Origin of the sequence: Burkholderia crassaminum (assembly GCF_964265005.1) — a bacterium.
In the GTDB taxonomy this organism is placed as follows: domain Bacteria; phylum Pseudomonadota; class Gammaproteobacteria; order Burkholderiales; family Burkholderiaceae; genus Burkholderia.
In genome coordinates this window covers 2,075,823-2,095,085 of the sequence record NZ_OZ183799.1, presented here as the reverse complement: position 1 = coordinate 2,095,085, position 19,263 = coordinate 2,075,823, and the positions used below count along the sequence as shown (strand labels likewise).

Sequence of the window (19,263 nt, the reverse complement as noted above, 5' to 3'; positions counted from 1 at the left end):
GCAGCGAAGTCCGGCAGCGTCGTGCATTCCAGTTTCCTCCCGCGAATCGACTTCGGGTAAATTACCCACCGAACGCCAATCATCATTCCCCATTTCGACCCGGAGCCGTCCCCCGATGCCGGACCATCCTCGCCCGCTCGACCTGTCCGGCCTCGCGCAAAGCCTGTACGCGCAGGGCACCGAGGAGGGCATCCTGTCGCGCCTGATGGAGCGGGTCGCGCCGGTCAACCGGTTTTGCGTCGATATCGGCGCGAGCGACGGCCTGCGCAACAGCAACACCGCCCGGCTGTTGCGCGAACAGGATTGGGCCGGCGTGCTGGTGGAAGGCAGCGCGTACCGGTTCGGCAAGCTCGCCGCCCACTACGCGGGCGCAGAGCGCGTCCGCCTGCATCACGATCGCGTCCAGCCCGACACGGTCGATCGCCTGCTTGCCGAGGCGAAGGCGCCAACCGACTTCGACCTGCTGTCGATCGACATCGACGGTAACGACTACTGGGTCTGGCGTGGCCTGCAAGCGTTCAAGCCACGCATCGTCGTGATCGAATACAACCCGTACTACACGCCACCCGAGCGCTGGGTCATGTGCTTCAACCCGGACCACGAATGGGACGGCTCGACCTATTACGGCGCGAGCCTCGAATCGCTCGTCCATCTCGGCAGGCAGAAGGGCTATGAACTCGCCTGCTGCGACGACATGGGCAACAACGCATTCTTCGTGCGGCAAGACCTGTATCCGCTGCTCGGCATCGCGAACAACGATCCATCGGTGCTGTTCCGCCCGGCGATGTACAAGGTACGCTACGTCGGGCACAACACGTTCCTGAGCGGCCATCCGTATCGATACGGGCCGGCCGAGCACATCTGAATGGACCCGCTCTCCGCGACCTTCGACGAGATCCTGAACGCCTACGCGCTTGGCCGTAGCGGGCCGCCGCGCCAGGTCGGCGAACGCGTGTGGCACCTGCCGACCGATGATGGCGGCGTCGCGGTCAAGCTCTACGCGCTCGCGCATCAGGCACGTGCGGCAAAGGAAGCCGCGATGCTCGCGCACTTCGAGACGCACGGCGATACACGTTTCCATGTGCAGGCGCTGAAACGCACGGCAGCCGGCGCGCCGCTGTGGACGGGGTCCAACGCCCACGCGATGCTGACGCGCTGGGAAACCGGGCAGTTCAGAACCTACGACACGTTTTCGCCGGCCGAATGGGATGCGCTGGGCGCGAGTCTGGCGGCGTTGCATCTGAGCCTCGAGCGGCTTCATGTGCCGCAGCTCGACACGATCCGCGCACGACTGGCCGCGATCGACGCGGATGGGGTGCGCCGCAGCCTGCTGGACGCACTGGATCGCGCGCGCTCGAACGACGGCGCCGGGAACCTGCGCCGCTACGTCGATCTCGCGCTGCGCATGCTCGACCGCTACTATCCGGGCAGCATCGACGCGTTTCCCGCCGACGATCCGCAACACCCGATCCACAACGACTACAACCAGTTCAACTATCTGTTCACGGGCACGCTGCCGCCGCTCATCCTCGACTGGGAAGCGGCGATCGGCGCGCCGCGCGAATACGAACTGGTGCGTTGCCTGAACCATCTGCCGCTGGAGGCGCCGCACCTGGCGGAAGCGTTCGTGCGGGCATATCGGCGGACCCGGCCGGTCGATCCTGCGCGCATTGCCTGGGCGGTCGATGCCGCGTGTCTGCAGCACGCGCTGAAGCTCTGGATCGTGCAAGGCTGGCTCGACGAGCCGTCGCGTTTCGCGTCGCATCTGAACGGCGCGGTGACGATGGCATCCGCGATGGTGGATGCGCGTGACCGTCTGGTCGATTTCTTTTCCCGTTGCCTGGAAGCAGGACGCTGAAGTGAATGCGAATCTGAAACGGATCTCGAATCCGACGCCGCCGGGCGAGCGGCAGCACGTATTTCCGCCGCCGCTGGACCGCGATTACCGTGTCGAAGATGGGCGCGTCCTGACGCGCTCGCTGGAAGCGCATATCGTCGATCACTGCAACCTGACGTGCGCGGAATGCTGCTCGCTGTCGCCGCTGCTGCCCGAGTGGTACGCGAGCCCCGAATCGCTCGAGGCCGATCTGCGCCGTGCGGCGAAGGTGCTGCGCCCGCGCATGTTCAAGCTGGTCGGCGGCGAACCGCTGCTGCATCCGGCGCTCGTCGAACTCGTCCGGCGCGTGCGCGCCACGGGCATCGCGCCCGTGATCTCCGTCACGACGAACGGCCTGAAGCTCGGCGAGATGACGGACGCGTTCTGGCAGGCGGTGGATGCGCTGACGATCTCGCGCTATCCGAAGCCGGCGCTTTCACCCGACCTGGTCGCGCACATCGAGCACCAGGCCGCGCGCTTCGACGTGCGCCTGAACTGGAAGGTGCAGGACGTGTTCACGACGATGAACCGCGCGCTGCCCGGCACCGACCGCGACGCCGCGCAGCGCCTTTATCACGATTGCTGGATTCGCGAGCGCTGCCATATGATTCGCGACGGCATGTTCTACACGTGCACGCGTCCGGCGCATTTCCATACGCTCTACAAGGGCGAGAAGGATTTTCAATCCGACGGCCTGCCGCTGCGCGACGACGCGGACATGCTCGACGCGATGCTCGCCTATCTGCAACGCGAGGCGCCGCTCGAAGCATGCCTGCATTGCCAGGGCGGCAGCGCGCCGGTGGCGCCGCATCGCATCCTCAAACGCATTGAAGTGGACTCATTGAAGGCTCGTTATCCATGATTGTCGGCACGCGCGACCTGTTCGGCTTCGACCGGCTTCACTACCATCCACGCAGCGGCACGGCGGCGTCCGGCATCCGGGCCGTCCTGCGCGCGTCGGGGCAACCGGCCGGCGAGCCGGACGCGGCGGCCATCGTGGGCTACCTGAACGGCGAACGTCTGGTCGGCCGCACCGTGCTGCGCGACGTGCGCGCGGTGCCGCCCGGCCATGCGCTGATCCGTTCGCCACACGGGCTGACCGTCCAGCCGGCACCTGGGCAGCCGCGGCACGCCGATCTGGAAACCGTGCTGCGCGCGTCGCTGCAACGCGCGCTCGACAGCGGCAAGCGCGTTGCGCTGGCGTTGAGCGGCGGGCTCGATTCGGCGTTGCTGCTCGCGTTGCTGCGTGAACTCGGCGCGCAACGGCACGTGACGTCCTACATTCTCGTGACCGACATGCCGGATTATTGCGAACGCGATGCCGCACTCGAACTGGCCGGACAGATGCAGGCGAACGTGAAGCTCGTGCGCGTGAACGAGGCGGACTTCGTCGCGGCGCTGCCGAGAACGACCCATGCGGTCGAAGAGCCGATGTTCAACCTGCATCCGGTGGCGAAGCTGCTGCTGGCCGAGGCGATGGCCGCGGACGGCGTCGAGGTGGCCATCACCGGCGACGGCGCGGACCAGGTGCTGCGCCGCGACCAGTCGGCCAACTATCTGCCGCTGTGCCATGCGTTGTTCGATGCGGCGTCGGTCGACCTGCATCCGCCGTTCGTCGACGATGCCGTCGTCGCGCACCTGACGAGCATCGCGCCCGATCCGGACAAGCAATGCCTGCGCGATCTCGGTGCGCGCCTGAACCTGCCGGACCGCCTCGTGCGCGGCCCCAAGCGCGGGCGGCTCGCGCCGGCGATGGACCTCGCGGCGCTGCTCGATCGCGATCGTACGCGCGCGCTGGCCGATACGCTCGGTCTGGCCGCGCCCACGCTGCAGACGGACAACGAGCGCGTGCTGTGGACGACGCTGTCGCTGATCCTCGATCATTTCGACCACCTCGATGCCGCGCATCGCCCCACCTGAACCGCTCATGAAACGCATCCTGTTCTGCGTGGTGCCCGAGAAAGGGCACGTCAATCCGTGCATCGGCCCGGCCCAGCATTTGCGCGCCGCCGGTTGCGACGTCGCGTTCTATGCGCCGGCCGATATCAGCGCCCAGCTCGACGGCGCCGGCGGCTTCGCGTTCGTCGGGCCGCGCGAGACACCCGAGCGCCACGACCTGTCGCGCGGCGCGAGCTTCGCCGCGAACATTCGCGACGCGGACTGGCTGCGGCACTGGATCCGCACGCTGCTGATCGATCTCGCGCCCGCGCAGGTGGACGGCATCCGCGCGGTGCTGCGCGACTGGCAGCCCGACGTGGTCGTGATCGATCCGCTGCTCTATGCGGCAGCGATTGCCGCCGAGCTCGAAGGGCTGCCGTGGGTGGCGATGTCGAATTCGCTGAATCCGGTGCTGCCGGACGATCTCGACTCCGAATTGCTGCGCACGGTGCGGTGGCTTGAGCCGGAACGCACACGATTGTTCGCGCGCTACGGGCTCGATGCGCGCTTTCGCGGTTGCGACATCCTGTCGCCGCATCTGACGCTCGCGTTCACCACCGACGCGCTGGTCGGCGCGCCGCCGCCCGGTGTCGAACTGGTCGGCCCCGCGCTGCCGTCCGGCCCGCGAGGCGACGAGACGCCGTTCCCGTGGGAGCGCCTCGATGCCGATCGTCCGCTCGTCTACATGTCGCTCGGCAGCCAGCTTTACTACCATCCCGATGTGTTCGCGAAAGTCATCGAGGCAACAAGCGCGACATCCGCGCAACTGGTGTTGTCGGTGGGCGAACTGGTCGATTCGGATCTGCTGCCGGCCGACGACGCGCGCGTCGTCGCGGTGCGCTACGTGCCGCAACTGGCGCTGCTGCGACGCACGCACGCGTTCGTCAGTCATGGTGGCGCGAATTCGGTGATGGAGTCGCTTGCATGCGGCGTGCCGATGTTGCTGTCGCCGTTCTGCAACGACCAGTTCCATTCGGCGCACTTCGTCGAGCGGGCCGGCGCGGCGCGCGTGCTGGATCTGCAGCAGGCCGGCGTGGCGGACATTGCCGATGCGCTCGAATGCCTGTTGCGTCCCGGTTCGTTGCGCGAGCAGGCGGCGCGGATTCGCGCGAGCTACGCGCGCGACGGCTCGGAGGAGGCGGCGCGCCTGATCAGCGCACTCGCTTCAGGAAACCGCCTGGCGACAGCGTCATGAGTACGCGGTCTTCGATGTCGGAGTCGACCTCGAACCGGCCGTCGCGGTCGAGATATTCACGCACGGCGGTGGCCGGGTTGTTGCCTTTGCCGTACGGCTTGCCGTCGAACATCGACGCGGGCAGGTACTCCATGATGGTATCCATCACGATCGCGTAGCTGCCGGGCGTCACGAGCGGCGCATAGCATTCGAGTTCGCGCAGCACGTGCGCGTGGGTATGCGTGAGGTCGAGGATCGCCATCACGCGCGCACCGTCACGCAGATGTGCGCGCACCGAGGCAAGGGTGTCGGCCGCGCACGATTCGCCTTCGATCAGCGTCATGCGGTGGGCGAGCCGGTGCGATTGCAGGCGCTGCCTGACCTCGTCGCGCAGGCGCGGCTCGATCGCGACGACGCGGCCGCTGTCGCCCGCCAATTCCAGCATCGACGCGGTGAACACGACCCCGCCGCCCGCCGCGATGCCGGTCTGCACGATGCAGTCGGGACGCTCGCGCCAGATCAGTTCCTGGAGCGCGAGCATGTCGCCAGGCAAGTGGAAGAAGCGCTCGCCGAGCCAGCGCGTCTGGAACAGATGGTCGAATTCGGCGGCGCGCGTCAGCCATTCGATATTGATGTCCCGCATGCGGGCCGAAGGACGCTCTGACATGGTCAATGCAACGAGTAGGAGTGACGTGAAAACGCTGGAACCGTGGCTTCACCGGTACTGGAACATCGGGCCTGCGAGCATGCAGGCGCTGGCGTCGGGCCATACTAACAAAACGTATCTCGTCGAGTGCGATGCGGCGCGCGCGGTGCTGCGCGTGTCGTGGCCCGGCAAGCCGGTCGAGCAGGTGGATCGCGAGGCGGCGATACTCGGCCGTCTCGGCGATCTCGGCCATCCGCGTACGGCGCAGAAGCTGCCGGTGCTGCCGCGCCTGCGGCCGACCGTGGATGCACGATCCGGTGTGCAACTGCCCGATGGAAGCTGGCTGCATCTGTTCGAGCATATCGACGGCAGCCCCGGCCTGCCGGACGATGCGGAGGCGGGCGCGATCGATGCGATGCGTGCGCTCGCGCATCTGCATGCAGCGCTGGCGGCGATACCCGCGACCGAATCGGCGCCGCTGGCGTGGCTGTCGGCACGGCACGCGCGCGTGGCGGCGCGTGCCGTGCCGTCGTTGCCGGGCGACTTGAGCGGCGACTACGAGACGGTGATCCATCGTATCGGTGCGCATCTCGACACTGCCGCACGCTGGCTGACGGGGACGGTGCACTGGCTGCACGGCGACTATCACGCGGGCAACCTGCTGTACGTGGGAGGCGCCGTGAACGGCGTGCTCGATTTCGACGATGTCGGGCAGGGCGCGCAGTGGCTCGAAGCGGCCTTTGCGCTGTTTGCGCTGTCGCGCGATGCGGGCCGGGACGATCACTTCGTATTCGACGCGCGACGCTGGGACGCCGGCCTGCGGGCCTATGCGGCGACGCGGCCCGATGCCGCGCCGGACTGGATGCAGGATCGCCGCGACGCGCTGATGGTGCTGTTCTGCGCGGACCAGACGCTGATTCATCTCGAAGCCGCGCAGCGCGGCCTGTGGGCGCCGGGGCCCGGCATCGGCTTTCTCGGCGGCTGGTGGCAGTTGCTGGATGGTGCGGCGCCCTGACGCGAGCCGGCTGCGGCGTCAGCGCCGCCGGTTCAGGAACAGGCGCACCGCTTCGACCGTGTTGGGCCGCGCCTCGCCGTGCCGCGAGCCGTCGTGCATGCAGAACAGCACGTCGCGCTGCCGTGCGGTGCTGGCGTCGACATGGGCACACATCGCGTCGCACAGCGCCTGCGGCGACGGCGCCGGCCGCTGCCAGTCGTCCAGTATCGCGGTCCAGCCGGTATGTTCGCGCTGCAGCCGCGCAAGCACGCCGGCGCGAGGGTCCTGCGGCATCAGTCCATAAGGCAGGCGCAGCGGGATCGCATCCGGTGCGGGAACGCCGGCCTGGCGATAGGAATCGCGGATCAGCGCGTCGGTCGTCTCGATCTCGTCGATCAGCGCGTCGTCCGATAGCGTGCCGGGCTTCGCGTGCGTACGGGTGTGATTGCCGAGCCGATGGCCTTCACGGGCCATTCTCTCCGCGACGTCGAGCGCGCCCGTCAGGTTCTTGCCGAGCAGGAAGAAGGTCGCTTTGCACGAGGCGGCGCGCAGGACGTCGAGCAAGGCCGGCGTCGAGGGGCCCGGGCCGTCGTCGAAACTGAGGCGAACTGACATCGCGTGTGTGATGCGCCGTGTGAGTGGAACCCGAACGATAGCGCAATCCGACGACGGGCTGCCTGGGCACGACCGTCGGTATGGCGCTGGCGCGTGCGCCCGTCTCCGCGAGCGGGGCGCACGGGCGAGCGTGCCGGTGCGGCACGCCCGTGCCGTTCGATGGCCTGTCGTGCGATCGGCGTGCGGTTCGGCGCGTCGAAGCGCGGATCGGCAAACGTCGCCCGACCGCCTTGCCGGGCCTGCGTCGTCAGGTTTGAATTGAATCGACGTCGGATTCGCTCGAGTTCGAGATCGAGCCGCTGCCTGGCGTCCATTCCGTCCGTATTGCGAGCACCGTCAAAAGCCGAGGAAATCCGTGCAGCATAGGGTGCGCCTGCGCGCGGAAACGACGACAGGCGAACAAAGGCGCCGAAACACGAACGCGGTCGTGCCGTGCGCGACACGGCGACGGCCGCGCGAAACCGCCTGCGTTCGAGCGTCGCGTCGCTCAAGCGTCGTGCGCGAGCGCGGGCTCGTCCGGAATCGCGCGCTCGGCCAGCGCGACATAATCGCCCGATGTCGTGCGCTCGACCCGCGCATCGACGCGGTACGCGTGCCGCAGATTCGACGGCGTCAGCACGTCGGCCGGCGCGCCGGCCGCGACGAGTCCGTCGCTGCCCAGCAACACGAGCCGGTCGCAGAAACGCGACGCGAGATTCAGGTCGTGCATCGCGACCAGCACGATCGCGCCACGCTGGCGGGCCGCGTTGCTGACAGCCTCCAGCGCGAGCAATTGCCACCGCAGGTCGAGCGCGCTGGTCGGCTCGTCGAGCAGCAGCAGCGGCGTGTCGCGCACGAGCACCTGCGCGAGCCCGACCATCTGCCGCTGGCCGCCCGACAGGCGATCGAGCGGCGACATCGCCAGCATGTGCAGTCGCAGCCGCGTGAATACCTGTTGCAACCGCTGGTCGCGCGCCGCGTCGGACAGGCCGCCGCAGGTGGCGCGCAACGCGCTGCGCACGGCTTCGTACACGAGCAGCGACGACGGCTGCGGCAAGGTCTGCGGCAGATAGCCGACCTGCCGCATGTGTTCGCGGCGCGGCCCGCGCAGCAGGTCGAAGCCGCCGAAACCCGCGCGGCCGGTCGCGGTCGCGAGCCGGGCCAGCGCTCGCAGCAGCGTCGACTTGCCGACGCCGTTCGGCCCGAGCAGCCCGACCATCGTGCCCGGCTCGACCGGTGTGAGCGACAGCCCGTCGAATACGGCCCGGGTGCCGTAGCGGACCCGCAGCGCGTCGAGATACAGCGTCGGATCAGCCATCGAGCCTCCTGCGGCGGCTGACGAGCAGCATGAACATCGGCACGCCGACCAGCGCGGTGATGATGCCGATCGGCAGCGTTACGCCGGGAATCAGCGTCTTGCTGAGCACGGATGCGCCGGCCAGCATGATCGCGCCGGCGAGCGCCGCGCCCGGCAGGTAGTAGCGATGCTCGTCGCCGACCAGCAGCCGCGCGACGTGCGGCCCGACGAGGCCGACGAAGCCGATCGTGCCGACGAACGACAGTGCCGTTGCGGACAACAGGCTGATGCGCGCGAGCGCGACGAGCCGCAGCCGCTCGACCGCGATGCCCATGCTGCGCGCCTGCTCGTCGCCGGCGCGCAGCGCCGTCAGCGACGCGACGTCGAACCGTGCCCACAGCGTGCAGGCGGCGAATACGCAGGTCAGCAGCGCGATCTTGCCCCACGTCGCGCGCGCGAGGCTGCCCATGCTCCAGAACACGATCTGCTGCAGCGCATTCGCGTCGGCGATGAACTGCAGCAGCCACAGCAGCGCCTCGAAGCTGAACATCAGGCCGATGCCGAACAGCACGACGGTTTCGGTCGTCGCGCCGTGCCGCCAGGCGAGCCAGACGATCAGCAGCGTGGCGCCGCTCGCGCACGCGAACGCACCGAGCGACAGCGCGATGTTCTCGTTCCACAGCACCAGATGCCAGCCGGAAATCACGACGAGCGACGCGCCGACGCTCGCGGCGGCCGACATGCCGAGCGTGAACGGGCTCGCGAGCGGATTGTTCAGCACGGTCTGCATTTCGGCACCGGCGAACCCGAGCGATGCACCGACCAGCACGGCCATCAGTGCGTAAGGCAGGCGCACGTCCCACAGAATCACGCGCTGTTCGAGCGGCAGGCCGTCGGGCCGGAACAGGCCGCCGACCAGGTCGGCGACCGGGAACGGCGACGGGCCGGTCGAGATGTCGATGACGAGCAGCGTGACGAGCACGCAGGCGAGCGCGGCCAGCGCACCGACCCGCCGCACGGTGACCGCACGGTAGCGGACCCGCAGGGACGGGGGCGTAACGGGTGTCGTCGTGCTCATGCGGCCGCTCCGGACACGGGCTCGAACACCATGCGCGACGCGAGCGCGAGGCTCGGCGCCACGACGCCGCCGTGGTCCTCGCCGTCGATCAGGTGGAACGCGGCGGCGAGCCCCGGGCGGCCGCCCACGCGTGCGACGAAGTCGCGGGCGGAGCTGACCTGCTTGCGCGCCTGCTGACGGCGCATCCGCTCGGCGTCGGGCGTCGGTGCGCCTTCCTCGAGACTGCCGGCGGTCACGAGGACGCGCAGCGGCGGCGCGAGCGGGGCGGCTTGCGCGGCAAACCGGTCGGCATAGGGCAGCAGCGCGCGCTCGCCCCACCAGATCGACGGGCTCGCTGCCACGTAGCGCCGAAACAGGTGTGCGCGCGTGAGCAGCGCGTACAGCGTCAGCAGGCCGCCGTACGAGTGGCCGAACAGCGTCTGCCGTGCGGGATCGACCGGCAACTGGCGGGCGAGCCACGGCTGCACGTCGTGTTCGATGAAGTCGAGAAAGCGGTCGGCGGCGACGCCGCGACCGTCGGGCAACGGCGCAAGCGTGTAGTCGTCCGCGCGCGCGGCCATGTCGTAGGGCCCGTCGACCGGATAGCCGATGCCGATCACGACGGCCTCGGCGTCGCGCGCACCGTCCGGGCGGGCGCGGCGATTGCGGACGAGTTGCGTGGCGAGCGGGAACAGCGCATTGCCGTCGAGCACGGTGAGCACCGGGTGGGGTGTCGTGCCGGAGCGCTCGGTCGGCAATGCAACGAACAGGCGCCGCGTGCGGCCGGCGATCGTCACGTCGAACTGGCGGCTATGCGGCACGACGACGGGCGACGCGGCGTCGAGGCCGGGCCATGTGGGCGCTTCGGCGGCGCGCGCGGGCGCGAGCGCGCCGAGCGGGCCGGTCAATCCGGCGACGAGCAGGGAGCGGCGCATGGAAGAGGCGGGCGTCCGCATGTCAGGAGCCCTCCTGCACCCAGTATTCGCCTTGCAGCGCAACGGGCTGGAAGCGCCGCACCATCGTGTCGAACGTGGCGCGTGGATCGAGATCGGCGAACAGCGCGGGATGCAGCCATTTGGCCATCGCTTGCACGGCGACGACGTTGAACGGCGAATTGTAGAAGTGATGCCAGATCGCATACGCGCGCCGTTCGCGGACTGCGCGCAGCGGCGCGATCTGCGGCCGTTTCAGCGATTGGTCGAGCGAGCGGATGGCAGCGTCGCGCGGCACGCCGGCGCCGAGTGCGATGCGCTGCGGCGCGCTTTGCAGCGTCTGGACCGAGCCGATCGCGGTGCCGATGTAGAAGTCGGGCTGGCGGCTCAGCAGGTATTCGGGGTTCAGCGTGCCGTGCTCGCCGGGCACACGGCCTTTCGCAACGTTGTTGCCGCCGGCGGCGTCGAGCAGGTGGCCCATCATGCCGGTCATCGTGTCGCAGCAGTCGCCCGACAGGCCGACGCGGCTTTCGAGGAATACGCTCGGCGCAGCGGGGCGCGCGGTCGCGAGCCGCGTGCGGACGAGATCGAGCTGCTGCTGCCAGTACGCGTTGAATTCCGCCGCGCGCTGCGGCGCGCCGAGCACCTGGCCGAGCAGTGCAATGCTGCGCGGCGTGTTGGCGAGCGGATCATGCCGGAAGTCGACGAACACGATCGCGACGCCGGCCGCCTCGAGCCGCGCGAGCGTTTCGCGGTCGCGCTCGCCCGGGCCGTGGCCGCCACCGAGCCCGAAGATCGCGACCTGCGGGCGCAGCGCGAGCGCGCGCTCGTCGCTGAAGCTGCCCGATTGCGAGCGGCCGATGCGCGGCACGTCCTTCAGGCGCGGGAAGCGTGCGAGCCATTGTGCGTAGCTGGCGGGATCGAGCTGCTCGAAATCGCCCATCATGCCGACGAGCCGGCGGGCCGGATCGCCGCCGTCGACGACCGCCAGCGCCGGCAGCAGGCGGCCCTCGCCGAGCAGCACGCGCTCGACGCGCGCAGGAATCCGGACCTGGCGCCCGGCCAGGTCGGTGACGATCGTCGTGTCTGCCTGCGCGGCATGCATCACGAGCCAACTGCACAGCCATACCCCCAGCATCGACCACATTCCGCTTGTCTTTTTCACGCGACTCCCGATACGATATAAATGAGAACCATTCGCATTTAATTGTAACCGAGCCGAAGCCGCGACAGGGGTATTGGCCGTTTGATCGAACACCAGAATAGTTTGCGCGGGCACGAGCGGCCCGCGCGCGGGGGTAATGACGACATGACAGCGCTGACGCCAGCCGCTTCCCATTCCGATCGCTATCGACACGACGCACACGTCGCGAAGATCCGCGAGGTGCGGCCCGGGCTGCGGATCCACTCGGACGATGCCACCGACGAATTCGACGCCGTGATGTCCGGACAATGTTCGCCGGGCCTGCATCTCGTCCTGCTGCTCGAGGGCGCGCTCGACGTGTCGTACGGCGACCGGCGCGTGGTGCTGACGACGGACGGGCGCCGCACCGGTCGCGCGGCCTGTGACGCCGCGCGGCCCGCGGTGCGGATGCAGTCGTTCCTGCTCAACGCGGTCGAGCCTGACACGTTCCGCCGGCGGCTCAGCAAGGGCGGGTACGCGCGGCGGCTGAGCCTCGCGATGTCGGGCGAATGGCTCGGGCATCTGCAGGCGGCCAGCTGCGGTGTCCTGCCGCAACCACTCGATGCGATGCTGTCCGCGCATCTGGCGATCCGCTTCTGGCAGCCGACGCCGCGCGCGACGGCGCTCGCCGAGCAGATCGTGCGGCCGCCGGCCTATCAGCCGATGCTGCAGGCGATCTATCTCGAAAGCCGCGTGCTCGAACTGCTCGCGGAGGCGTTCACGCCGCTCGAGACCGGCGCGGCGCAGGCGGCCGACACGTCGCTCGGCTCGCGCGACTTCCGCCGGATGGCCGAGTTGCGCGCGTTCCTCGCGAGCGACGCGGTGCAGGAACTGTCGCTCGACGACATCGCGCGGCACGCCGGGATGAGCGCGAACGCGATGCAGCGGCAGTTCCGCGCGGCTTACGGCACGACCGTGTTCGACTTTGTCCGCGAGCATCATCTGCAGCGTGCGCGGCTCGCGCTCGAGCGCGACGCGGTGAGCGTCAAGCAGGCCGCGGCACTGGCCGGCTATACGAGTGCGGCGAATTTCGCGACGGCCTACAAGCGCCGCTTCGGCGTTACGCCCACGCTCGCGCGGCGCAGCGACCAACGCTGACGACATCCGGCGGCGGCGCTCAAACGAGTTCGATGCTTACGCAAACATTTCGGCTGCTTACATGTTTCACAATACAAATGAGAATCAATCTCATTGTGAAACATAGAAAGCGCCACCATGTCGAATCAAGCCGCAAGCTTTGCATTGAAGCCGGTCGTCGTTGCCGGTCTGTATCTGATGGGTGCGTCGTGCGCATGGGCGCAGACGCCTGACCGGGCGGCGGAACCCGCCGCGTCCTCCGTCGCTGCCCGATCCGCCGTCGCCAACCCGGACGATCCGGGCAAGCCGGCCAAACCGGTCGAAGCCACGCCGCCGGCTGCTGCTGCCGATCCGGTCGCGCTGAAGGAGATCGTCGTGACGGCGAGCCGTCGCGAGCAGGCGATCCGCGAGGCGCCCGCGAGCATCTCGGTGATCAGCCGCGAAGACATCGCGGCGAAGCCGTATACGTCGGTTGCCGAGATCGTCGCCAACGTCGAAGGGGTGAGCGTCGTCGGCGCGTCGCCGAACGACCAGGACATCTCGATTCGCGGGATGCCGGGCGAGTACACGCTGATCCTCGTCGACGGGCGTCGCCAGAACACGCGCGAAACGATGAACCGAGGCACGGCCGGCGTGCAGTCGAACCTGATGCCGCCGCTGTCCGCGATCGAGCGGGTCGAGGTCGTGCGCGGGCCGATGTCGTCGCTGTATGGCGCCGACGCGATGGGCGGCGTGATCAACGTGATCACGCGCAAGGTGCCGAAGCGCTGGGGCGGCACGATCACGGCCGGCAGCGTGTGGCAGCTCGAATCGGATCAGGGCGACACGCAGAGCGTCGACTTCTGGCTCGGCGGCCCGCTGAAATCCGATGTGCTCGGGTTGCAGGCGTCGGGTCGTCTCCTGCATCGCGGCGAAGACGACATTTACTACCCGAACAGCGGAACGGGCGGCGCGAACGGGCAGCGGATCGGCAGCTTCGACGTGAAGTTGTCGGCAAAGCCCGCGAGCAACCAGGACGTGAGCGTCAACGTCGGGCGCGAGCAGTTGACCTATCTCAGCACGCCCGGCAAGAGCGCCGCGCCGCTCACCCCGCGAACGGCAGCCACCGCGCTGACGGAAACGCGGCACGTGCGTGACTACTGGGGCATCACGCACGATGGCCGCTGGGGCTTCGCCGACACGACGGTATCGCTGTACGGCGAGCGCGGCGTGCAGGATCAATGGACGCCGTCCGGGCGTTCGTCGGTGAAACCCGCGCTGACCGACACGATCCTCGAAGCCAAGGCCGCGGTGCCGTGGTGGGGCGAGCGCAACATCCTGACCGTGGGCGGCCAGCATATCTGGTCGCGGCTGTCGGGCGTGAGCGTGCAGGACGCGGTGCCGAAGGGCCATGGCGCCAACGCGGATCGCGTCACGCGCAACGCATGGGCGTTGTTCGGCGAAAACGATTATTTCTTCAACGACCGCTTCACGCTGACGACCGGCGTGCGGCTCGATCACGACGATCGCTACGGTAGCCACGTGAGCCCGCGCATCTACGGCGTGTACCAGCTCAGCAAGGCGTGGACGGTGCGCGGCGGCGTCTCGACCGGTTTCCGGCCGCCGTCGTTGCGGCAGAGCACGGCCGGCTATTGCATGACGTCGGGCGGCGCGGCGGGCGCGATGCCGGGCACGCTGTGCGGCAATCCGGACCTGAAGCCTGAAACGAGCCTGACCGAGGAGCTCGGCGTGCGCTACGACCTGGGCGACACGTATGCGGGCCTGACGCTGTTCAACAACCTGTTCAAGAACAAGGTGGCGAGCTACGACACGGGCAGGCCCGATCCGCGCTCGCCGGGCCGCAACGTCTACGTGTACGACAACATCGACAAGGTCAAGCTGTACGGGCTGGAGATCGGCGCCGGCACGCGGCTGTCGCGCACGCTGAAGGTGTCGGGCGCGTACACGCTCACCGAATCGCGCCGCGAGGGCAGCGGCGAGAAGGCGTTCAACGGCAGTTCGCTCGATGGCCATCCGCTCGACAAGACGCCGAAGCACAAATTCAACGTGCAGGTCGACTGGACGCCGACGGCCAAGCTCGACCTCTACGCGACGGCGAACTACATCGGCAGCGAATACTGGGCCGCGTTCCGCAACGGTGCGCAGGGTGTGCGCGAACGGCCGTCGACGACGACCTTCGATCTCGGCGGCCGTTACCGGATCGACAAGCGTTTCTCCGTCAATTTCGCGGTGCTGAACCTGACCAACAAGATGGTGCCGATCGACGATCGGACACGCACGACCGGGCTGAGCGGCAACTGGCTCGTCGACCAGGGGCGCCGCATCGCGGTGAGTCTGACCGCCGAAATGTGACGGCATGGCCGGCGCCAGGCGCCGGCTCAATTAATCTCGAGGCAATGTCATGAATGCGATTTCCCGACCTTCCGAGTTATTAGTACCCCATAACGTATGGGATGTGTATCGCGCGGATACGCCGCTGTTTCTCGCGACGCCGGCGCATACGCTGCTGGCGAGCGACATCGCGGACGCGATTGCGCATGCGGACCTGCCGCTCGCGACGCGCGTGAACGACGCGCTGCGCCGCGCGCGGGACGACGGTCATGCGGGCGCTGCCGTGGTCGGCGCGGTGCCGTTCGATGTCCACGCGCCGGCCGCGCTGCGGGTCGCGCACACGATGCTGCGCGCGCGGCCGCTCGGTGCGCAACGCGCAGCCGCGCCGGCCGCTGCGCGCTATGCGACGCGCGAAGTGCCGTCGGCGGACGCCTATGCGGACGCGGTCGCGCAGGCGGTCGCCACGATTCGCGCGGGCGAACTCGACAAGGTCGTGCTGGCGCGCACGCTGGAGGCAACCGGCGACGCACCGGTCGACGTAGCGGCGCTGGTCGCGCGGCTCGCGTCGAGCAATCCGCACGGCTACACGTTCTCGGTGAATCTCGGCGAGGGCCGTACGCTGCTGGGTGCGAGCCCGGAGCTGCTCGTCAGCCGCTTCGGCGGTGTCGTGCGCGCGAATCCGCTGGCGGGGTCCGCGCCGCGCAGCCGCGACCCGGACGAGGATCGACGGCGCGCGCAGGCGCTGCTGGCGTCCGCGAAGGATCTCGACGAGCACCGGGTCGTCGTCGAGGCCGTGCGCGACAGTCTCGCGCCGCTGTGCCGTCGGCTCGACGTGCCGGCGCGTCCGTCGCTCGTGCATACGGAAACGATGTGGCATCTGTCGACCGAAGTGTGCGGCGAAACCGACGCCGATGCGCTGACGCTAGCGCTCGCGCTGCACCCGACGCCGGCCGTCTGCGGCGCGCCGCGTGCGGCGGCGCGTGACTGCATTCGCAATGCCGAGCCGTTCGATCGCGGCTTCTACGCGGGCATGCTCGGCTGGGTCGATGTGCAGGGCGACGGCGAGTGGGTCGTCACGATTCGCTGCGCCGAAGCGTTCGACCGCACGCTGCGGCTCTACGCGGGTGCGGGGGTGGTCGGCGAATCGACGCCTGCCGGCGAGCGCGCGGAAACCGCCGCCAAGTTCCGGACGATGCTGGATGCGCTCGGTATCGACCGCGACGCCGCGTCGGGTGCCGCGCAGGAGGCGGCATGACGTCCGCGAACCGCACGCCGTGGCCGGACGAGGCCGCCGCCGCTTACCGGCAGAAAGGCTACTGGCTCGGCCAGTCGTTCGCGCAATGGTTCGGTGAACGTGTTGCACGACACGGCGAACGCATTGCGCTCGTGCAGGGCGAGCTGCGCTGGTCGTACCGGACGTTCGCGGCGGAAGCCGAACGCACGGCCCGCGCGCTGAGCGCATGCGGGATCGCCGCGGGCGACCGCGTGGTCGTGCAATTGCCGAATTGCGTCGCGTTTTTCGCGGTGACGTTCGCGCTGTTCCGCATCGGCGCGCTGCCGGTGTTCGCGCTGCCCGCGCATCGCCGGCGCGAGATCGGCCACTTCTGCCGGCACGCGGGCGCAGTGGCCTATGTCGCGGCGCAAACGCATGACGGATTCGACTACCGGGCACTCGCGAACGAGGTCCGTGCCGATGCGCCGACGCTGCGCCACGTGTTGTTCACGGCGCCCGGCAATGCACGCGTCGCGTTGCCGGAGGCGCCGTCCGACGTCGAATTGCCGCCGGGCCCCGGCGCGCACGAGATCGCGTTCCTGCAACTGTCGGGCGGCAGCACGGGCACGCCGAAGCTGATCCCGCGCACGCACGACGACTACCTGTACAGCGTGCGCGAGAGCGCGCGCATCTGCGGGCTGACCGAGCGCAGCGTCTATCTCGCGGCGCTGCCGGCTGCGCATAACTATGCGCTGAGCTCGCCGGGCTCGCTCGGCGTCTTCGAGGCGGGTGGCACCGTCGTGCTGGTTGACGGGGCCAGCCCGGACGTCACGTTTCCGCTGATCGAGCGCGAGCGCGTGACGGTGGCGGCGCTGGTGCCGCCGCTCGTGCCGGTATGGCTGGCCGCGGCCGGGCGGCGGCACGGCGCGCTCGCGAGCCTCGAACTCGTGCAGGTCGGCGGCGCGCGCTTCGATCCGGCGCTCGCGGCGCGCGCGGCCGACGGTTTCGGCGCGCAACTGCAGCAGGTGTTCGGGATGGCCGAAGGGCTCGTCAATTACACGCGGCTCGACGATCCGCGCGACGTGGTGACCGGTACGCAGGGGCGTCCGATCTCGCCGGACGACGAGATCCGCATCGTCGACGACGACGACCGACCGGTCGAACCCGGCGAAGTCGGCCATCTGCTGACGCGGGGGCCTTACACGATCCGCGGCTACTACGACGCTGCCGCACACAACGCACGTGCGTTCACGCCGGACGGCTTCTACCGCACCGGCGATCGTGTCCGCGTGACGGCGGGCGGTCAGCTCGTCGTCGAGGGGCGCGCGAAGGACCAGATCAACCGCGGCGGCGAGAAGATCTCCGCCGAGGAGATCGAACACCTGCTGCTCGCGCATCCGGGCGTCGTCGATGCTGCGCTGGTGGCGATGCCCGACCCGTATCTCGGCGAGCGCAGCTGCGCCTACGTGATTCGCGGGACGCCCGCGCCGGCCGCGGTGGACCTGGTTCGCTTCGTGCGCGAGCAGGGCGTGGCCGCGTACAAGGTGCCCGACCGGATCGAATTCGTCGACGCGTTCCCGAAAACGCCCGTCGGCAAGATCGACAAGCGCGCGCTGCGGCAGCACATCGCGGACAGCCTGGCCGACGCCGCGTGACGCGTGCGCCGGAACCCCGACTCTTTCATCTCAACGCAAACCATCATGGCCATTCCGAAAATCGCTTCCTATCCGATGCCCGCCGAGCTGCCGGCCAACCGTGTGGACTGGCGGTTCGACCCGCGCCGCGCGGCGCTGCTCGTGCACGACATGCAGGATTACTTCCTCGATTTCTACGACCGCGCGGCGGCGCCCGTGCCGACGCTCGTTGCACACGTGCGCCGTCTGATCGATTTCGCGCATGCGGCCGGGATGCCGGTCTATTACACCGCGCAGCCGGCGACGCAGGCGGCGGCCGACCGCGCACTGCTGACCGACATGTGGGGCCCCGGCCTGACCGCGCAGCCGTCGCGCGCGGCGATCTGCGGCGCGCTCGCGCCGGCGCCGGGCGATACGGTGCTCGACAAGTGGCGCTACAGCGCATTCCGGCGCTCGCCGCTCGAAGCGAGCCTGCGCGAGCAGGGGCGCGACCAGCTTGTGATCTGCGGGATCTATGCGCATATCGGCTGCCTGATGACGGCCTGCGACGCGTTCATGCGCGACGTGCGGCCGTTCTTTGTCGCGGACGCTCTCGCGGATTTCTCGGAGCGCGAGCACCGGATGGCGCTCGACTACGTGGCCGGCCGCTGCGGGAAGGTGGTGACCACCGACGCGTTGGTCGGCGCTGCGCTGGAGGCTGAAGCGGCTGCGGATGACACGGCGCCGACGCTTGCCACGATCGCGGCACAGGTCGCCCGCAGCCTGCGGATGCCGGCCGCCGACCTGCGCGAGCACGACAACCTGATCGATTGCGGGCTCGATTCGATCCGGATGATGACGCTCGTCGAAGCGTGGCGTGCGCAAGGTTACGACGTCACGTTCGTCCAGCTCGCGGAGCAGCCGACGCTCGACGCATGGACGCAGGTGCTGCGTCGCGCGGCACAGGTGAGCGCATGACGGTGCGTCCTGCAATGCCCGACGCCCGTCCGGCACCGTTCGTCAGCACGGCGGAAGTGTCGGTGCCACAGGCCGACCGCGTGCTGTTCAAGCTGTGCAAGCACTACGCGATCAAGGTGCCGGTCGTGTTCGACACGCATCGCGCGACCATCGATTTTCCGTACGGCGTCTGCCGGATGCTGCGTACCGACGACGTGCTGCAGCTTCGATGCGAAGCCGATTCATCGGAGCGCCTCGAGCAGATCCAGTACGTGATGGACGAACACCTGGGGCTGATGTCGCGCAACCGCGCGCTGGTGGTCGCATGGGAGCGGGGCGCGTAACGCGGCCCGCTGCCGGTTCAACGAACTTCGGGGCAAA

The 19,263-nt window shown here is 69.0% G+C and carries 18 protein-coding genes; 12 read left to right on the top strand and 6 right to left on the bottom strand.

The window, feature by feature from the left end:
* Positions 1-115: 115 nt before the first annotated feature.
* From ACPTTF_RS09630 to ACPTTF_RS09610, 5 genes are read left to right on the top strand one after another with little or no spacing between them, the layout of a single operon-like run.
* On the top strand, positions 116-865 hold the full coding sequence (locus ACPTTF_RS09630) for an FkbM family methyltransferase (RefSeq protein ID WP_423371045.1): 750 nt from the start codon (positions 116-118) through the stop codon (positions 863-865).
* The gene (locus tag ACPTTF_RS09625) at positions 866-1,858 is read left to right on the top strand and encodes a phosphotransferase enzyme family protein (protein ID WP_423371044.1); all 993 of its coding nucleotides are present in this window, start codon (positions 866-868) and stop codon (positions 1,856-1,858) included.
* Positions 1,803-2,738, top strand: a complete 936-nt coding sequence (locus ACPTTF_RS09620; RefSeq protein WP_423371043.1) for a 4Fe-4S cluster-binding domain-containing protein — start codon at positions 1,803-1,805, stop codon at positions 2,736-2,738. The genes ACPTTF_RS09625 and ACPTTF_RS09620 overlap by 56 nt, the downstream gene beginning before the upstream one ends.
* Entirely contained in the window at positions 2,735-3,796 is a 1,062-nt protein-coding gene (locus ACPTTF_RS09615; RefSeq protein ID WP_423371042.1) for an asparagine synthase-related protein, read from the top strand. The genes ACPTTF_RS09620 and ACPTTF_RS09615 overlap by 4 nt, the downstream gene beginning before the upstream one ends.
* A 7-nt stretch (positions 3,797-3,803) precedes the next feature.
* Complete coding sequence (locus ACPTTF_RS09610) at positions 3,804-5,009, top strand: glycosyltransferase (RefSeq protein WP_423371041.1); 1,206 nt, start codon at positions 3,804-3,806, stop codon at positions 5,007-5,009.
* Here ACPTTF_RS09610 and ACPTTF_RS09605 read toward each other — a convergent pair.
* Positions 4,966-5,655 carry a cephalosporin hydroxylase family protein gene (locus tag ACPTTF_RS09605; protein ID WP_423371040.1) on the bottom strand — a complete coding sequence of 230 codons (690 nt, stop codon included), beginning with the start codon at positions 5,653-5,655 and terminating at the stop codon, positions 4,966-4,968. The genes ACPTTF_RS09610 and ACPTTF_RS09605 overlap by 44 nt on opposite strands.
* Positions 5,656-5,680: 25 nt before the next feature.
* Here ACPTTF_RS09605 and ACPTTF_RS09600 point away from each other — a divergent pair, with 25 nt between their 5' ends.
* Entirely contained in the window at positions 5,681-6,649 is a 969-nt protein-coding gene (locus ACPTTF_RS09600; protein WP_423371039.1) for a phosphotransferase, read from the top strand.
* Between the two features lie 18 nt (positions 6,650-6,667).
* Here ACPTTF_RS09600 and ACPTTF_RS09595 read toward each other — a convergent pair whose 3' ends face one another.
* The 5 genes from ACPTTF_RS09595 to ACPTTF_RS09575 form a co-directional block, all read right to left on the bottom strand.
* Positions 6,668-7,243, bottom strand: a complete 576-nt coding sequence (locus tag ACPTTF_RS09595; RefSeq protein WP_423371038.1) for a polysaccharide deacetylase family protein — start codon at positions 7,241-7,243, stop codon at positions 6,668-6,670.
* A 487-nt stretch (positions 7,244-7,730) separates the two neighbouring features.
* Positions 7,731-8,540, bottom strand: a complete 810-nt coding sequence (locus ACPTTF_RS09590; RefSeq protein WP_423371037.1) for an ABC transporter ATP-binding protein — start codon at positions 8,538-8,540, stop codon at positions 7,731-7,733.
* The gene (locus ACPTTF_RS09585; RefSeq protein WP_423371036.1) at positions 8,533-9,597 is read right to left on the bottom strand and encodes a FecCD family ABC transporter permease; all 1,065 of its coding nucleotides are present in this window, start codon (positions 9,595-9,597) and stop codon (positions 8,533-8,535) included. Before ACPTTF_RS09585 ends, ACPTTF_RS09590 begins: the two co-directional genes overlap by 8 nt.
* Entirely contained in the window at positions 9,594-10,511 is a 918-nt protein-coding gene (locus tag ACPTTF_RS09580; RefSeq protein WP_423371035.1) for an alpha/beta hydrolase, read from the bottom strand. Before ACPTTF_RS09580 ends, ACPTTF_RS09585 begins: the two co-directional genes overlap by 4 nt.
* A 22-nt stretch (positions 10,512-10,533) precedes the next feature.
* The gene (locus ACPTTF_RS09575; protein ID WP_423371868.1) at positions 10,534-11,655 is read right to left on the bottom strand and encodes an ABC transporter substrate-binding protein; all 1,122 of its coding nucleotides are present in this window, start codon (positions 11,653-11,655) and stop codon (positions 10,534-10,536) included.
* Between the two features lie 162 nt (positions 11,656-11,817).
* On the opposite strand from ACPTTF_RS09575, the gene ACPTTF_RS09570 reads away from it, so the two are divergent.
* The 6 genes from ACPTTF_RS09570 (at position 11,818) to ACPTTF_RS09545 (ending at position 19,226) form a co-directional block, all read left to right on the top strand.
* Positions 11,818-12,789: a helix-turn-helix domain-containing protein gene (locus ACPTTF_RS09570; protein ID WP_423371034.1), complete on the top strand. Its 972-nt coding sequence runs from the start codon at positions 11,818-11,820 to the stop codon at positions 12,787-12,789.
* 117 nt (positions 12,790-12,906) lie between these two features.
* Positions 12,907-15,120 carry a TonB-dependent receptor domain-containing protein gene (locus ACPTTF_RS09565; protein ID WP_423371033.1) on the top strand — a complete coding sequence of 738 codons (2,214 nt, stop codon included), beginning with the start codon at positions 12,907-12,909 and terminating at the stop codon, positions 15,118-15,120.
* Positions 15,121-15,169: 49 nt separating this feature from the next.
* A complete protein-coding gene (locus ACPTTF_RS09560; protein WP_423371032.1) occupies positions 15,170-16,354 on the top strand; it encodes an isochorismate synthase in 1,185 nt (394 codons plus the stop codon).
* Entirely contained in the window at positions 16,351-17,967 is a 1,617-nt protein-coding gene (locus tag ACPTTF_RS09555) for a (2,3-dihydroxybenzoyl)adenylate synthase (RefSeq protein ID WP_423371031.1), read from the top strand. The genes ACPTTF_RS09560 and ACPTTF_RS09555 overlap by 4 nt, the downstream gene beginning before the upstream one ends.
* Positions 17,968-18,012: 45 nt before the next feature.
* Positions 18,013-18,903 (top strand): isochorismatase family protein, encoded by an 891-nt coding sequence (locus ACPTTF_RS09550; protein ID WP_423371030.1) that lies wholly within the window; start codon positions 18,013-18,015, stop codon positions 18,901-18,903.
* The gene (locus ACPTTF_RS09545) at positions 18,900-19,226 is read left to right on the top strand and encodes a DUF2218 domain-containing protein (protein ID WP_423371029.1); all 327 of its coding nucleotides are present in this window, start codon (positions 18,900-18,902) and stop codon (positions 19,224-19,226) included. Before ACPTTF_RS09550 ends, ACPTTF_RS09545 begins: the two co-directional genes overlap by 4 nt.
* Positions 19,227-19,263 lie beyond the last annotated feature (37 nt).

Coding starts and splice junctions, on each gene's coding strand:
- ACPTTF_RS09555 (WP_423371031.1), top strand. CDS start 16,351: ATGACGTCCGCGAACCGCACGCCGTGGCCGGACGAGGCCGCCGCCGCT.
- ACPTTF_RS09545 (WP_423371029.1), top strand. CDS start 18,900: ATGACGGTGCGTCCTGCAATGCCCGACGCCCGTCCGGCACCGTTCGTC.
- ACPTTF_RS09630 (WP_423371045.1), top strand. CDS start 116: ATGCCGGACCATCCTCGCCCGCTCGACCTGTCCGGCCTCGCGCAAAGC.
- ACPTTF_RS09575 (WP_423371868.1), bottom strand. CDS start 11,655: ATGTGGTCGATGCTGGGGGTATGGCTGTGCAGTTGGCTCGTGATGCAT.
- ACPTTF_RS09550 (WP_423371030.1), top strand. CDS start 18,013: ATGGCCATTCCGAAAATCGCTTCCTATCCGATGCCCGCCGAGCTGCCG.
- ACPTTF_RS09560 (WP_423371032.1), top strand. CDS start 15,170: ATGAATGCGATTTCCCGACCTTCCGAGTTATTAGTACCCCATAACGTA.
- ACPTTF_RS09590 (WP_423371037.1), bottom strand. CDS start 8,540: ATGGCTGATCCGACGCTGTATCTCGACGCGCTGCGGGTCCGCTACGGC.
- ACPTTF_RS09595 (WP_423371038.1), bottom strand. CDS start 7,243: ATGTCAGTTCGCCTCAGTTTCGACGACGGCCCGGGCCCCTCGACGCCG.
- ACPTTF_RS09605 (WP_423371040.1), bottom strand. CDS start 5,655: ATGTCAGAGCGTCCTTCGGCCCGCATGCGGGACATCAATATCGAATGG.
- ACPTTF_RS09565 (WP_423371033.1), top strand. CDS start 12,907: ATGTCGAATCAAGCCGCAAGCTTTGCATTGAAGCCGGTCGTCGTTGCC.
- ACPTTF_RS09625 (WP_423371044.1), top strand. CDS start 866: ATGGACCCGCTCTCCGCGACCTTCGACGAGATCCTGAACGCCTACGCG.
- ACPTTF_RS09570 (WP_423371034.1), top strand. CDS start 11,818: ATGACAGCGCTGACGCCAGCCGCTTCCCATTCCGATCGCTATCGACAC.
- ACPTTF_RS09585 (WP_423371036.1), bottom strand. CDS start 9,597: ATGAGCACGACGACACCCGTTACGCCCCCGTCCCTGCGGGTCCGCTAC.
- ACPTTF_RS09615 (WP_423371042.1), top strand. CDS start 2,735: ATGATTGTCGGCACGCGCGACCTGTTCGGCTTCGACCGGCTTCACTAC.
- ACPTTF_RS09620 (WP_423371043.1), top strand. CDS start 1,803: ATGCGCGTGACCGTCTGGTCGATTTCTTTTCCCGTTGCCTGGAAGCAG.
- ACPTTF_RS09580 (WP_423371035.1), bottom strand. CDS start 10,511: ATGCGCCGCTCCCTGCTCGTCGCCGGATTGACCGGCCCGCTCGGCGCG.
- ACPTTF_RS09610 (WP_423371041.1), top strand. CDS start 3,804: ATGAAACGCATCCTGTTCTGCGTGGTGCCCGAGAAAGGGCACGTCAAT.